The 14,365-nt window shown below is 67.5% G+C and carries 14 protein-coding genes; 12 read left to right on the forward strand and 2 right to left on the reverse strand.

The genetic code is table 11. The features are described from left to right. Window positions 1-5 precede the first annotated feature (5 nt). Window positions 6-959, reverse strand: a complete 954-nt coding sequence (locus KHN93_RS05675) for an AAA family ATPase (RefSeq protein WP_016902524.1) — start codon at window positions 957-959, stop codon at window positions 6-8. A 36-nt stretch (window positions 960-995) separates the two neighbouring features. Here KHN93_RS05675 and KHN93_RS05680 point away from each other — a divergent pair, with 36 nt between their 5' ends. From KHN93_RS05680 to KHN93_RS05690, 3 genes are read left to right on the forward strand one after another with little or no spacing between them, the layout of a single operon-like run. Next, window positions 996-2,837 carry a glycosyltransferase family 39 protein gene (locus tag KHN93_RS05680; protein WP_039523897.1) on the forward strand — a complete coding sequence of 614 codons (1,842 nt, stop codon included), beginning with the start codon at window positions 996-998 and terminating at the stop codon, window positions 2,835-2,837. A gap of 8 nt (window positions 2,838-2,845) precedes the next feature. Beyond that, the gene (locus tag KHN93_RS05685) at window positions 2,846-3,841 is read left to right on the forward strand and encodes a glycosyltransferase (RefSeq protein ID WP_212579244.1); all 996 of its coding nucleotides are present in this window, start codon (window positions 2,846-2,848) and stop codon (window positions 3,839-3,841) included. After that, a complete protein-coding gene (locus tag KHN93_RS05690; RefSeq protein ID WP_212579245.1) occupies window positions 3,841-5,673 on the forward strand; it encodes a hypothetical protein in 1,833 nt (610 codons plus the stop codon). Before KHN93_RS05685 ends, KHN93_RS05690 begins: the two co-directional genes overlap by 1 nt. 100 nt (window positions 5,674-5,773) lie before the next feature. Here the strand turns inward: KHN93_RS05690 and KHN93_RS05695 are convergent, their stop codons facing one another. Next, on the reverse strand, window positions 5,774-6,349 hold the full coding sequence (locus KHN93_RS05695) for a Maf family protein (RefSeq protein WP_047125849.1): 576 nt from the start codon (window positions 6,347-6,349) through the stop codon (window positions 5,774-5,776). Between the two features lie 110 nt (window positions 6,350-6,459). On the opposite strand from KHN93_RS05695, the gene KHN93_RS05700 reads away from it, so the two are divergent. The 9 genes from KHN93_RS05700 (at window position 6,460) to KHN93_RS05740 (ending at window position 14,356) form a co-directional block, all read left to right on the forward strand. Continuing rightward, window positions 6,460-6,969, forward strand: coding sequence for a YceD family protein (locus KHN93_RS05700; RefSeq protein ID WP_212579246.1), 510 nt, complete (start codon window positions 6,460-6,462; stop codon window positions 6,967-6,969). 97 nt (window positions 6,970-7,066) lie between these two features. After that, window positions 7,067-7,261: a 50S ribosomal protein L32 gene (gene rpmF / locus KHN93_RS05705; RefSeq protein WP_003483870.1), complete on the forward strand. Its 195-nt coding sequence runs from the start codon at window positions 7,067-7,069 to the stop codon at window positions 7,259-7,261. Window positions 7,262-7,351: 90 nt separating this feature from the next. Further along, window positions 7,352-8,329: a beta-ketoacyl-ACP synthase III gene (locus tag KHN93_RS05710; RefSeq protein ID WP_024938452.1), complete on the forward strand. Its 978-nt coding sequence runs from the start codon at window positions 7,352-7,354 to the stop codon at window positions 8,327-8,329. A 60-nt stretch (window positions 8,330-8,389) separates the two neighbouring features. After that, complete coding sequence (locus KHN93_RS05715) at window positions 8,390-9,172, forward strand: BUD32 family EKC/KEOPS complex subunit (protein ID WP_016902517.1); 783 nt, start codon at window positions 8,390-8,392, stop codon at window positions 9,170-9,172. A gap of 104 nt (window positions 9,173-9,276) precedes the next feature. Further along, a complete protein-coding gene (gene fabD, locus KHN93_RS05720; protein ID WP_212579247.1) occupies window positions 9,277-10,221 on the forward strand; it encodes an ACP S-malonyltransferase in 945 nt (314 codons plus the stop codon). Window positions 10,222-10,303: 82 nt separating this feature from the next. After that, window positions 10,304-11,047 (forward strand): 3-oxoacyl-ACP reductase FabG, encoded by a 744-nt coding sequence (fabG, locus tag KHN93_RS05725; RefSeq protein WP_016902515.1) that lies wholly within the window; start codon window positions 10,304-10,306, stop codon window positions 11,045-11,047. A gap of 155 nt (window positions 11,048-11,202) precedes the next feature. Further along, the gene (acpP, locus tag KHN93_RS05730) at window positions 11,203-11,442 is read left to right on the forward strand and encodes an acyl carrier protein (protein ID WP_002814322.1); all 240 of its coding nucleotides are present in this window, start codon (window positions 11,203-11,205) and stop codon (window positions 11,440-11,442) included. Between the two features lie 141 nt (window positions 11,443-11,583). Next, window positions 11,584-12,819: a beta-ketoacyl-ACP synthase II gene (gene fabF, locus KHN93_RS05735; RefSeq protein WP_024938455.1), complete on the forward strand. Its 1,236-nt coding sequence runs from the start codon at window positions 11,584-11,586 to the stop codon at window positions 12,817-12,819. A gap of 181 nt (window positions 12,820-13,000) precedes the next feature. After that, a complete protein-coding gene (locus tag KHN93_RS05740; RefSeq protein ID WP_047125845.1) occupies window positions 13,001-14,356 on the forward strand; it encodes an aminodeoxychorismate synthase component I in 1,356 nt (451 codons plus the stop codon). Window positions 14,357-14,365: the final 9 nt, after the last annotated feature.

The following is a 14,365-nucleotide window of genomic DNA, read 5'->3' on the forward strand; positions in this document are numbered from 1 at the left end:
CTGGGTCAGTCCACCGGCACGCTGTGCAGCAGCGCCTTGGCCAATGCCGGCCCGGACGAGGACTCGGCCTCCGGCACCAGCCGGTGCCCGGCCACCGCCACGAACAAGGCCTGCACGTCTTCCGGCAGCACGTGCTCGCGGCCGAGCAGCAGCGCGTAGGCCTTGGCCGCGCGCAGCAGCGCGATGCCGGCACGCGGCGACAGCCCCACGCGCACCCCGGCGTGCTGGCGGCTGCGCAGCAGCAAGGCCTGCACATAGCCGATCAGCGCATCGCTGGTATGGATCTGGCCCACCACCGTGCGCAGCGCCACCACGTCGGCGTCGCTGAGCTGCGGTGCGGCCTGGGCGATCAGCTCGCGCCGATCCACGCCCGACAGCAACGCGCGCTCGGCGTCGGCGCTGGGGTAGCCCAGGCTGAGCCGCAGCAGGAAGCGATCCAGTTGCGAATCCGGTAGCGGAAAGGTGCCGGACAGATCGACCGGGTTCTGCGTGGCGATCACGAAGAACGGCTCCGGCAACGCATGGGTGACGCCGTCGAGCGTGACCTGCTGTTCGGCCATGGCCTCCAGCAGCGAGCTTTGCGTACGCGGCGGGGCGCGATTGATTTCGTCGGCCAGCAGTACGTTGGTGAACACCGGGCCGGGATGGAACTGGAACTGGCGCGAGGCGGCGTCGTAGACCGACACGCCCAGCACGTCTGCCGGCAGCAGGTCGGAGGTGAACTGCACGCGCTGGAAGCCCAGCCCCAGGCTGGAGGCCATCGCGTGGGCGAGGGTGGTCTTGCCCAGGCCGGGCAGGTCTTCGATCAGCAGATGTCCGCCGGACAGCAGTGCCACGAATGCCAGGCGCACTTCCTGCGCCTTGCCCAGCAGCAGCGAATTGACCTGGTCTTGTGCGCGCCGCAGCGATTGGCGCAGCGCATCGGTTAGCATTTCCGTGGAACGCAGCGGTGTCGACATCACAATTCCGTAGGTGGAAGAAGAGTGCACAGGGCAATGCAAGGGGACCAACGCGCACATCGCACCTTCGTGATCCTGTGGACACTGGCGACGGCCGTCAAGCTGTTGATCGCCGCGCGGCTGCCGCTGTTCGTCGACGAGGCGTTCTACTGGCAGGAAGGCCAGCATCTGGCCGCCGCGTATTCGGATCTGCCGGGCATGACCGCCTGGTTGGCGCGGCTGGGCGTGGAACTGGGCGGGCATCATCTGCTGGCCCTGCGCCTGCCGTTTCTGGCCATTGCCGCGCTGATTCCCTGGTTGATCGCGCATATCGCCACGCGCTGGTTCGGCTCCACGCTGGGCTGGCAGGCCGGTAGCCTGACCTTGCTGATGCCGTTGTCGGCCACGCTCGGCATCCTGGCGGTGCCGGATGTGCCGATGGCGCTGGCGGCGGTGCTGTGCATGGATGCCGGCGCGCGGCTGCTGCGCGAGGTCGATGCCACCAGTGCGCTCGAGCTCGCCATCGGCCTGGTGATCGGCGCGCTCAGTCATTACCGTTTTGCCGGGGTGATCGGGGTGGGCTGCATCGCGCTGCTGTGCATTCCGCAGGGGCGCGCGGTCATGCGCGACCCGCGCATCTGGATGGCGCTGACGGTGGGCGCGGTGAGCTGGCTGCCGCTGCTGTTCTGGAATACCGAGCATGACGAGGCCGGGCTGCGCTTCCAGCTGGTCGACCGGCATCCATGGCGCTTTCAGATCACCGGGCTGTGGTTCTTGCTGATACAGGCGGTGCTGGTGACCCCGCTGCTGGCCTGGGCGATGCTCAAGGTCGGCTTGGCCGGCACGCGCGCCGGTGGCGGTTCGCGTGCGCAGTGGCGGTATTTCGGCCTGCTGGGCGGGATTTCGACCGTGGCGATCTTCGTGCTCGGCTTCTTCAGCGATGCCGAGCGGATCAGCTTCCACTGGCCGCTGCCGGGCTACCTGGCCTTGCTGGTGGCGGTGCCGGTGATCCTGATGCGTTGGCCGCATACGCTGCGTCGCGCGGCCTGGGCGATTGCGCTGCTCGGCACCCTGGGTGCGTACGGCTATTACCTGGCCGTGTCGGTGCCGTCGATTCGCGCGCATGCGGCCGGCGAAAAATACTATCCGCGCAACTTCGCCGGGTGGAAGGACCTGGCGCGCGCGGTCAAGCTCCGGCTTGCGCAGATGCCGCCGGGCACGCGCGTGCTGGCGGAAAACTTCAAGGTCGGTGCCGAGCTGGGCTTTCAACTGCACGATGCCAACGTGGAGGTGCTGCGCGCGGAGTTGAACGACAAGCACGGGCGCAGCGCGCAGTTGCAGCAGTGGGGACTGCTCAGCGACGGCACGCGCGCCGGGCCGCGGCTGCTGGTGCTCTCGCCCAGCGATCAGCGTTATCGCGACCTGTTGAAGCGCTATCACGACATCTGCGAGATGGTCGGGCCGCTCCCGCCGCCCACCGTGGTGTCCACCGATCACGGCTACCAGCGCTTCCTGCTGTTCGCGCTGCCGGCGCAACGCCAGCCCGGGCCGTGCATCGCCCCGGCGATGGCCTGGATCGACACGCCGCTGCCGGACGTGCGCGTGGCCGGACAGGTGCAGGTGCGCGGCTGGGCATTCAAGGACGGCGTCGGACTGTCGCAGGTAGAGCTGCTGCTGGACGGGCGCCCGGTCGCGCAGGCCGAGTACGGCACGCCGCTGGATGTGCGCCCGTACTGGAAGATCTCCACCGACCCGCAGCACCCCAACGTCGGTTTCAACGCCACCTTCGACACGCATGCGCTGCCGCCGGGCACGCATTGGCTGGGACTGCGCCTGCATGGCCACGACGGCAGCGTCGAAGACTGGTGGGAACAGCCCATCACCGTTTCCGCACCTTAGATCACGCAATGACCGACGCCATGACTGTTGTCCCTCCCGTGCCTGTGCCCGGGATCCGAATCGCCGTGCTGGTGCCCTGCCATAACGAGGCGGCGACGGTCGCCTCGGTGGTCGCTGCGTTTGCCGCTGCCTTGCCGGGCGCGGCAGTCCATGTGCTGGACAACAATTCCAGCGACGCCACCGCGACGATCGCTGCGGCGGCCGGCGCGCAGGTGTGCCGCGTGGCGCTGCAGGGCAAGGGCAATGTGGTGCGGCGTGGATTTGCCGATGTGGAAGCGGACATCTATGTGCTGGTCGATGGCGATGCAACTTACGACGCGGCCGCCGCACCGGCGCTGGTGCGCAAGTTGATCGACGAAGGCCTGGACATGGTGGTCGGCGCGCGCCGCGATCAGCAGCAGGCCGCGTATCGGCCCGGTCATCGCGTCGGCAACGTGTTGCTGACGCGGTGCGCGGGGCTGCTGTTCGGACGCAGTTTCGACGACATGCTGTCCGGCTATCGGGTGTTCTCGCGGCGCTACGTCAAATCCTTCGCTGCGCATGCGCAGGGATTCGAAACCGAAACCGAACTGGCCGTGCACGCATTGCAGTTGCGCATGCCGGTGGCCGAGGTCGAAACCGCCTACGGCGTGCGCCCGGAGGGCTCGCAAAGCAAGTTGAATACCTGGCGCGATGGCTGGCGCATCCTCACCACCATCGCCAAGTTGTTCAAGGCCGAGCGGCCGTTGTTGTTCTTCTCCATCGGCTTTGTGCTTAGCGCCACGTTGTCGATCGTGCTGGCGATTCCGTTGTTCGAAACCTATTTCCAGACCGGGCTGGTGCCGCGGTTCCCCACGGCCATCCTGTGCGTGGCGCTGATGCTGCTGGGTTTCCTGTTGCTGGCGTGCGGGCTGATCCTGGACACGGTCACGCGTGGGCGCGTCGAGGCCAAGCATCTGGCGTATCTGGCCGAGCCGGGTGTCGCCACTGTTGTGGCGCCGCGTGCGCCTGGAGCTACCCGCTGATGGCGTCCATCGCGACATCGACGCCGGTGGGCCGGCGACAGCGGCTGTTGGGCTGGGCCGATCGCCATTTCGGCTTTCATTCGCCACGCCAGATCGCCGCGGCGGTGACGGCGGTCGTGCTGCTGGGCGCGCTGCTCTCGCTTGGGCTGGGCCAGGATGCCAACTGGGACCTGCGCAACTACCACCTCTACATCGGCGACGCCTGGGCACACGACCGGCTGGGCGTGGATCTGGCCCCGGCGCAGATGCAGAGTTACTTCAGCCCGTTGCTTGATGTGCTGCATGCCTGGCTGATGCTGCAGCTTCCCGGGCCGGTGGCCGGGCTGCTGCTGGGCGGCTTGCATGCGCTGGTGTTCGTTCCGGTGGCGGCAGTGGCATGGCGCGTGCTGGCCGGGCAAACGCGGCGCGCGCAATGGGCGCCGCTGCTTGCAGTGGCCGGCATGTGCAGCGCGGTGTTTCTGTCCGGGCTTGGCGGCACCATGGGCGATACCGCCAGCGCGATCCCGGTGCTGGCGGCGCTGGCGCTGGTGTTGTCGGCGCAGGCGCAGGCGCGGCAGGGCGCGCATGCGGTGCATCGATGGGCCATCGCCGGCGCACTGATCGGCCTGGCCGTCTCGCTCAAGCTCACCAATGCGCTCTACGCGTTGGCGCTGGTGCCGGCGGTCCTGTGCGATGGCGGGCGGCTGCGTTCGCGCGTGCTGGGCCTTGGCGTGCTTTCCGGCGTTGCGGCGCTGGTGGTGGTGCTGGTGGCCGGGCCCTGGTATTGGCAGGTCTGGCAGCACCTGGGCAATCCGCTGTTTCCGCAGTTCAACGGAGTCTTCAAATCGCCGCTGGCGCAGCCGGTGTCGATCGCCGATGTGCGGTGGTTGCCGCGCAGTCTCGGCGAGCAGCTGATCTGGCCGCTGCTGTTTACCTTCAAGCCGCAGCGCATCGGCGATCTCGGTCTGGTGCAGGCCGGTTGGGCGGTGCTGTATGCGGTGACGCTGGTCGCTGCAGGGCGCGGGTTGCTGCGTCGGCCCGTGCGACAGGTCGGGCTGGATCGCTCGGCCGTGGTCCTGCTGGTGTTCTTCGGCGTTGCGTACGCGCTGTGGCAGGCCATTTTCAGCATCCATCGCTATCTGGTGGTGCTGGAGCTGCTTGCGCCGTTGCTGCTCTGGATCGTGTGCCGGCACGCATTTGCCACACGCGCCGATCGCAAGGCGGCCTGGTTGATCGGGCTATGCGCCCTGGTCGCGGTGGTCGGTTGGAAGGATTGGGGGCATGAAGCCTGGGCACGCGACAGCTTCCAGGTGCAGCAACCAATGATGGGCGAACCTGCCGCCTCCACGGTGTTGCTGGTCGGCGACGAGCCGCAATCCTGGCGGGTGCCGCTGCTTCCGCAGCAGGCGCGTTACATCGGTGTGGCGACGAATATCGCCGAGACCGACCAGTACCGGCAGCGCGTGCGCACGCTGATTGCCGAGCGGCCGCAGCTCTACGCCATGCTGGGCGCGGCGCGCGACAAGCAGCAGCTGCGGATCGACCGGATGAATCGCTGGGCGCAGCAGCTGGGCTGGAGCGTGCAACCGCAATGCACGCGCCTGCGCTGGTTGATCGCACATGGTCTGCGTGCCGAACTGGATGCATCGCAGCCGGGCCGCTGCGTACTCCACGTTGCCAAGGGCAGGGCGCTGGACGTCGCCGCCGCCGACCGTGCGGTGCGCGAGGCCGCGCAGCAGCGCCTGGCCGCGTACGGGCTGACGCTGGACCCTGCGCGTTGCCGCACGCTGTCCTCGCGCGTGGGGCAGGCCGATTATCCGTATCAGTTCTGTGAGTTGACTCGGCCCGATTAGGGCTGCGTGCCTGGTGCAGGGATTGGGGATTGGGGAGTTTTGCTCGTGCCCGATCTTTTCCGTGCGTGCGCGGCCTTCACTCCTGGCCGCACTGCAATTCTTACGGGATCTCGAACCCCGCCTGCCGCAGCAGCCGGGCCAGCGCGATCAGCGGCAGACCGACCAGGGCGGTGGGGTCCTGCGAGCGAATGGCGTCGAACAGGCTGATCCCGAAACCCTCGCACTTGAAGCTGCCGGCGCAATCCAGCGCTGGCTCGGCGGCCAGGTAGCGGTCGATTTCGGCGGGCGTCAGCGGGCGCAGCTGCACTTCGGTCAGGTCCAGCGCGTGCGCGGTGCGGCCAGGGCCGACCAGGCTCACTGCCGTATGGAAGCGCACCACGCGGCCGGACATCGCGGTCAGCTGCGCATGCGCCCGCTCCAGCGTGCCCGGTTTGCCCAGGGCCTGGCCATCCAGGTCGGCGACCTGGTCCGAACCGATCACCCAGGCGTCGGGCGCCTGCGCAGCCACGGCCGCTGCCTTTTCGGCAGCCAGCCGGCTGGCCAGCGCGTCCGGGCGCTCCCCAGGCTGCGCCTGCTCGTCGACCTCCGGCCGGGCGGTGGTGAAGTCCAGGCGCAGCCGGCCGAGCAACTCGCGCCGATAGACAGAGGTGGAGGCAAGAATCAGGCGTGGCATCATGGGGCGCTGGGCAGGACGGACAGGGGAGTCTGCCAGCCTTGGCGCCTTGCGAGGCGCGTGAATAGGGGTATTTGACAGGGCGTCGGCGGATCTTTAACATTCTGCGGCTTATGTCCGCGAACGTACCCGAAATGCTGGATGCTTGGCGGATGGTCGCAGCGCGCAGGCGCTTCGATGGCCGCATCCCGCTCTCTGCGATGACCCGCCTGCAAGGGAGCTTGGTCGATACCGAGGGCGAGTGTGCCTATTCGCTCCAGTTCGATCATGACGACCTGCTGAAGGTCGCCTATGTCGAACTCAGTGTCGATGTCGAGCTTCCGCTGGCCTGCCAGCGCAGCCTGCAGCGTTTTCTGTATCCGGTGCAAATCAGACAGCGTCTTGGTTTGATCCGTGACGAAGCCGACGAAGCTGCGTTGCCGGCCGAGTACGAGGCCTTGCTGGTGCCGGAAGATGGCATGCTGCGGGCCGCGGATCTGGTCGAGGACGAACTGGTGTTGTCGATACCGGTGGTGCCGATGGCGCCGGGCAGCGAGGCCGTCGAGGCCGAGTGGGTTCCGACCCAGGAAGAGCAAGACAAGGCCAGTCCGTTCGCGGCGCTGGCAGCGTTCAAAAAACAGTAACCGCCGCTGTGAAGGGCGGAAAGACAGGTCGGCGCGGGCGTAAAGCGTCCTGTTCGACTCGACAGACAAGTTATCGAACTTAAGTTGGAGCAATCCCATGGCTGTGCAGAAATCCCGAGTTACCCCGTCGCGTCGCGGCCAGCGTCGTTCGCACGATGCCCTGACCGCCAAGCAGCTGTCGACTGATCCGACCAGCGGCGAGATCCATCTGCGCCACCACATCACCGCTGACGGTTACTACCGCGGCAAGAAGGTGATTGCGACCAAGTCGTCGGCCGTCCAAGAAGATTGATTCGTGGCACCCGGCGCGTTCGACGCTGCCGGGTGACCCTCGCTTCTTCCGGAGCCGCCGACCACCGCGGCTCTTGCAATAGGGAACAGTATGAGCAAGCGGATCTATTCCAGAATCGCGGGCACGGGTAGCTATTTGCCCGAAAAGGTGTTGACCAACGACGACATGTCCAAGATCGTCGACACCAGCGATGAATGGATCTTCTCGCGCACTGGTATCCGTGAGCGTCACATCGTCGCCGACGACCAGACCACCAGCGACCTGGCGTATTTCGCCTCGCTGAAGGCGATGGAAGCGGCCGGCGTCACCGCCGACGAGCTCGACCTGATCGTCGTCGGCACCACCACTCCGGACCTGATCTTCCCGTCCACTGCCTGCCTGTTGCAGGCGCGGCTGGGCAACGTCGGGTGCGGCGCGATGGACGTCAACGCCGCCTGCTCGGGCTTTGTCTACGCGCTCAGCGTGGCCGACAAGTTCGTGCGCAGCGGCGATGCCAAGACCGTGCTGGTGGTGGGCGCAGAAACCCTGACCCGTATCGTCGACTGGACCGACCGCACCACCTGCGTGCTGTTCGGCGATGGCGCTGGCGCGGTCGTGCTCAAGGCCGACGAAGACACCGGCATCCTCAGCACCCATCTGCATGCCGATGGCAGCAAGAAAGAGCTGTTGTGGGATCCGGTCGGCGTGTCGGTGGGCTTCGGCGAAGGCAAGAACGGCGGCGGCGCGTTGCTGATGAAGGGCAATGACGTGTTCAAGTACGCGGTCAAGGCGCTGGATTCGGTGGTCGACGAGACCCTGGCCGCCAATGGCTACGACAAGCACGACCTGGACTGGCTGATCCCGCACCAGGCCAACCTGCGCATCATCGAAGCCACCGCCAAGCGGCTGGATCTGCCGATGGAGCAGGTGGTCGTCACCGTGGATCGCCACGGCAATACCTCCTCAGCCTCGGTGCCGCTGGCACTGGACGAAGCGGTACGCTCCGGCCGCGTGCAGCGGGGTCAATTGCTGCTGCTGGAAGCGTTCGGTGGTGGATTTACCTGGGGCTCGGCGCTGCTGCGCTACTGAGTTCCGCAGGCAGCGCCGCGTCCGCCGGCGATGCCTGACAGCGTCAGGGACGGACCCGTTATGGCAGAACCCATCGTCATCGCCGGACAGCGTGTCTGGCTGAAGCAGTACCGCCGCGACAGCCGGGCGGTCTCGCTCGGAGCACTCAACTTCGTTGCCCGCCGCTGGGGCCTGGACGCCTTGCGTCCACCGCCGCACCGTGGCGGCGATGCCGCGCGCGATCTGGAAGCGCGCCGGCTCGGCGAACTGCAGGCGCAGGCGGTGAATGTGCCGCGCGTGGTCGGTTGCGGGCAGGCAGCCCTGGTGCTCAGCGACAACGGCCGTTCCTTTGCCAGCTGCCTGCGCGAGGCCGACGCGCCCGAGCGCGACCGCCTGATCGCGCTGGCAGTGGCCGCCATTGCCGCTGCCCATCGCGATGGTGCGTATTTCGGCCAGCCGCTTCCGCGCAACATGACCTTCGACGGGCAGGCGGTCGGCTTCATCGATTTCGAAGAAGACCCGCTGGAAGTGATGGACCTGGCGCAGGCCCAGGCGCGCGACTGGCTGGTGTTCGGCTACGGCGTGGCCAAGTACTACCGCGGCCGCCGCGAGGTGCTGCAGCGGTTGATGACGGGCGCCTTCGATGCGGCCGGCCCGGCGGTGGCGGCGCATGCGCATGTGGTGACCGGGCGCCTGCAGCGGTTTGCGCAGCTCACCGGTCGCCTGGGGCGCTCGGCCGGGGCGCTGGCGCGCGCCATCCTGGCCATCCACGCGGCAACCTCCCTGGCCGTGGTGCTGGTACTGGTGATGTGCGTGGACTGGCTCGCCGATGGCGAAATGGACCTGCTCAACGCCTTGCTGTAAGTGTGCCGGCGGTCGCGTCGGACGGGCCTTGCATACGCGGCAGTACAGACGCCGGGGCGATTTCGCACGTATCATCCCGGCTCGATTTTTGTAGGCAGCAACGCGTGACCGAATCCACTCTCGCCTTCGTGTTCCCCGGCCAGGGCTCGCAGTCCCTGGGCATGCTGGCCGAACTGTCCGAGCTGCATCCGCAGATCCGCGAAACCTTCGCCGAAGCCTCCGAAGGCGCCGGCGTCGACCTGTGGGCGCTGTCCCAGGGCGGCCCGGAAGAGATGCTCAACCGCACCGAGTACACCCAGCCGGCCTTGCTGGCCGCCGGCGTGGCGGTGTGGCGGCTGTGGAATGCGCAGCGCGGGCAGCGCCCGGCGGTCCTGGCCGGGCACAGCCTGGGCGAATACACCGCGCTGGTCGCTGCCGGCGCGCTGTCGCTGCACGACGGTGCGCACCTGGTGCGGCTGCGCGGCCAGTTCATGCAGGCCGCCGCGCCGGCCGGTGTCGGTGCGATGGCGGCGGTGCTGGGCGCCGAGGATGCGCTGGTGCTGGAGGTCTGTGCCGAGGCGGCCGACAGCCAGGTGGTGGTGCCGGCCAATTTCAACTCGCCCGGTCAGATCGTGATCGGCGGCGATGCGGCGGCGGTGGATCGCGCGCTGGCCCTGCTGGCCGAGCGTGGCGTGCGCAAGGCGGTCAAGCTGGCGGTGAGCGTGCCCTCGCATACCCCGTTGATGCGCGATGCCGCCAACCAGCTCGCCGAAGCGATGGCCGGACTGAGCTGGCACGCGCCGCAGATTCCGGTGGTGCAGAACGTCGATGCACGCGTGCACACCGGCAGCGATGCGATCCGCCAGGCGCTGGCCGAGCAGCTGTACCTGCCGGTGCAGTGGACCGGCTGCGTGCAGGCACTGGCCGCCCAGGGCATCACCCGGGTCGCCGAATGCGGCCCCGGCAAGGTGCTGAGCGGGCTGATCAAGCGCATCGACAAGAGCCTGGACGCCCGTCCGCTGGCCACGCCTGCCGATTACGCCGGCGCGCTCGAGGCGTGGACACACTGATTCGACGTACCTGCCGGCGCTGCCGGCAGCCCTCATCGTTCGCGGCTGCGGCCGCGGGCTCCCCACTCGAGGAACAGCATTCATGAGCAAGCCTCTGCAGGGCGAGATCGCCCTCGTTACCGGTGCCAGTCGCGGCATCGGCGCGGCCATCGCCGACACGCTGGCCGCCCAGGGCGCCACCGTGATCGGCACCGCGACCTCGGCCTCCGGCGCTGCGGCGATCGGCGCGCGCCTGGCTGCTCAGGGCGGCCACGGCCGCGAGCTCAACGTCACCGACGCTGCGGCGGTCGATGGCCTGATCGATGCGATTGGCAAGGAGTTCGGCGCGATCTCGATCCTGGTCAACAACGCCGGCATCACCCGCGACAACCTGTTGATGCGGATGAAGGACGACGACTGGCAGGCGATCATCGACACCAACCTGACCAGCGTGTTCCGCACCTCCAAGGCAGTGATGCGCGGCATGATGAAGGCGCGCAAGGGCCGCATCGTCAACATCGCCTCGGTGGTGGGCGTGACCGGCAACCCCGGCCAGACCAACTACGCTGCGGCCAAGGCCGGCATCATCGCGTTCTCCAAGTCGCTGGCCAAGGAAATCGGCTCGCGCGGGGTCACCGTGAATGTGGTGGCGCCCGGCTTCATCGATACCGACATGACCAAGGCGCTGCCCGAGGAGGCCAAGGCCGCCCTGCTGCAGCAGATCGCGCTCGGGCATCTGGGCGCGCCGGAAGACATCGCCAACGCGGTGGCGTTCCTGGCCGGCCCGAGCGCCGGTTACATCACCGGTGAGACCCTGCACGTCAACGGCGGCATGTACATGCCGTGAGCGTGCGGCGCCGGGAGGCGCTAAGTGGCTGATCGGCCGGGACTTGTGATGCAATGCAAGGCTCGGTCGCTTCCACTACACTATCCAACGCGGCCATCGCAGCCCGATGGCGTTTTTTTCGTACCACCACTACTCCATCTGGAGCGATATCCCCAATGAGCACCATCGAAGAACGCGTCAAGAAAATCGTCGTCGAGCAACTCGGCGTCAAGGAAGAGGAAGTCACCACCAGCGCATCGTTCGTCGATGACCTGGGTGCCGACTCGCTGGACACCGTCGAGCTGGTGATGGCGCTGGAAGAAGAGTTCGAGTGCGAGATCCCGGACGAAGAGGCTGAGAAGATCACCTCGGTCCAGCAGGCGATCGACTACGTCAAGGCTCACGTCAAGAGCTGATGCGTTGTTCCTGACGGCGGTGGCGTGCGTCAAGCCGCTGCTGCGTCAGACATTCCATGGGGCCGCTGATGCGGCCCTGTGTTTTTCAAGCGTCATCCGCAAACCGCAAGCACCGTCCGTTCCGTGGTGAGGAGATCTGCAATGAGTCGTCGTGTTGTCGTTACCGGCATGGGCATGGTGTCGCCGCTAGGCAATGATCTGGCCACCAGCTGGGATGGAATCATCCACGGGCGCTCAGGCATCGGCCCGATCACGCAGATCGATGCCTCGCAGTTCACCACCAAGATCGCCGGCGAGATCAAGAATTTCGACCCCACGCTTTTTGTGTCCGCCAAGGACGTCAAGAAGATGGATTCGTTCATCCATTACGGTGTCGGCGCCTCGTTCATGGCGCTGGACGACTCCGGCCTGGAAATCGACGAAAGCAATGCCGAACGCGTTGGCGCCATTCTCGGCTCCGGCATCGGCGGGCTGCTCGGTATCGAAGAGCAGACCATCAAATTCCACGAGGGCGGCGCGCGCAAGATTTCGCCGTTCTATGTGCCCAGCACCATCATCAACATGCTGCCGGGCCAGGTCAGCCTGATCAAGGGCCTGAAAGGCCCGACCTTCTCCGCCGTGTCGGCCTGCGCCACTTCCAACCATTCGATCGGCACCGCGATGCGCATGATCCAGCACGGCGACGCCGATGTGATGCTGGCCGGCGGCGCCGAGCGCGGCTCCTCGCCGAGTTCGGTGGGCGGCTTCTGCGCGATGAAGGCCATGTCCACCCGCAACGACGACCCGACCGGCGCCTCGCGTCCGTGGGACAAGCAGCGCGATGGCTTCGTGCTGGGTGACGGTGCCGGCGTGCTGGTGCTGGAAGAGTACGAACACGCCAAGGCGCGTGGCGCGCGCATCTATGCAGAACTGGTCGGCTTCGGCGCCAGCTCCGATGCGTTCCACATGACCGCACCCAGCGAAGACGGTGAGGGCGCGGCGCGCAGCATGGCCGCAGCGATGCGCGATGCCAAGCTCAATCCCGAGCAGATCGGTTACCTCAACGCGCACGGCACCTCCACGCCGCTGGGCGATCTTGCCGAAACCCTGGCGATGAAGCGCGCGCTGGGCGACCACGCCTACAAGACCATGGTCAGCTCGACCAAGTCGATGACCGGCCACCTGCTCGGCGCGGCCGGCGGCGTGGAAGCGATCTTCTCGGTGATGGCGCTGCATACCGGCATCATTCCGCCGACCATCAATCTGGAAGAGCCCAGCGAAGGCTGCGACCTGGATTACGTGCCGAACGTGGCGCGCGAGGTGCAGGTGGATGCGGTGATGTCCAACGGCTTCGGCTTCGGCGGCACCAACGGCACGCTGGTGTTCAAGCGCGTCTGACATCCCGGTGCTGGCGTACCGCGAACAATGCTTCGCGGTACACGCCGCAGGCAGGTTACGGCGGTCGGGCAGGGCGCGTGTACGCGGCCGAACGTCGCTCCGCGAGCTGATCCTTCTCTTCATGTGTGCCCTGCCTCCCTCGCAGGGCGGCGCCTCTTAGCACCCCACGCCCAACCGGCCGATGACGCTCACCAGACCCCTGCACGCCGACATCGACCTGCTGGCGCTGCATCGGCTGGCGCCGCAGCGGTATCCGGCACTGCTCGAATCCACCGCCTCCGGCACCGCGCACGGGCGCTGGGATGTGCTGCTGCTGGCAGACGGCGCACGCCTGCGGCTGGACGCCGATGGGCGCACGCGCGACGGCGAGGGGCGCGTGCTGGACGGCGGCTTTCTGCACGCGCTGGATGCGGCCTGGCAGGCCGAGCGCCTGCCGCACGATGCGACCAGCCCCTGGCCGTTTCGCGGTGGCTGGGCGGTATTGCTGGATTACGAACTGGCCGCGCAGGTCGAACCGATTCTGCAGCTGCCCACGCGCAGCGATGGCCTGCCGAGTGCACTGGCCTTGCGCGCGCCTGCCGCGGTGCTGCGCGACCGGGTACAAGGCCGCTGCATCGCGCTGGCCGAGCCGGGCCGCGAGGATCTGCTGACCCGCATCGTCGAGGACATCGCCGCCTGCGCCGCATTGCCACCATTGCCCGGCTGGGTCGGGCCGGAGGCTGTCGATGAGGACGCGCCGGAGCGCTTCACCGATGCAGTGGAGCGCGTGCTCGATTATCTGCGCGCAGGCGATGTGTTCCAGGCCAATATCTCGCGCGCCTGGCATGCGAGGTTCGCCGCGGCGGTCGATCCGGCGGCGTTGCATGCGCGCCTGCGCGCGGCCAATCCCGCCCCGTTTGCCGGCCTGTTCGTCGCGGCAGGACGCGCGGTGGTGAGTTCCTCGCCGGAGCGGCTGGTGTCGGTGCAGGGCGATGTGGTGCAGACGCGCCCGATCGCCGGTACCCGCGCGCGCTTTGTTGGCGACGACGATGCCGCACGCATCCGCGAGCTGGTCGGTCATCCGAAGGAGCGCGCCGAGCACGTCATGCTGATCGACCTGGAGCGCAACGACCTGGGACGCATCTGCGCGCCGGGCACGGTGGAGGTGGACGAGCTGATGGGCGTGGAAAGCTACGCGCACGTGCACCACATCGTCAGCAATGTACGCGGCCGTCTGCGCGCCGACGTCACTCCGGGCGAGGTGATCGCCGCAGTGTTTCCCGGCGGCACCATCACCGGTTGCCCGAAGGTGCGCTGCATGCAGATCATCGCCGAGCTCGAACGCACCGCGCGGGGCGCCTACACCGGCGCATTCGGCTGGCTCAATCGCGACGGCGACATGGATCTGAACATCCTGATACGCACTGCCGAGGTGGCCGGGGAGCAGGTGCATTTCCGCACCGGCGCCGGGATCGTGGTGGATTCGGACCCGCAGCGCGAACTGGACGAGACCCGCGCCAAGGCGCGCGGCGTGCTGCGCGCCTTCGACCAGGCATGAGCGCTTCAA

It is taken from the genome of Xanthomonas arboricola pv. juglandis (assembly GCF_905367715.1).
GTDB lineage: Bacteria > Pseudomonadota > Gammaproteobacteria > Xanthomonadales > Xanthomonadaceae > Xanthomonas > Xanthomonas arboricola.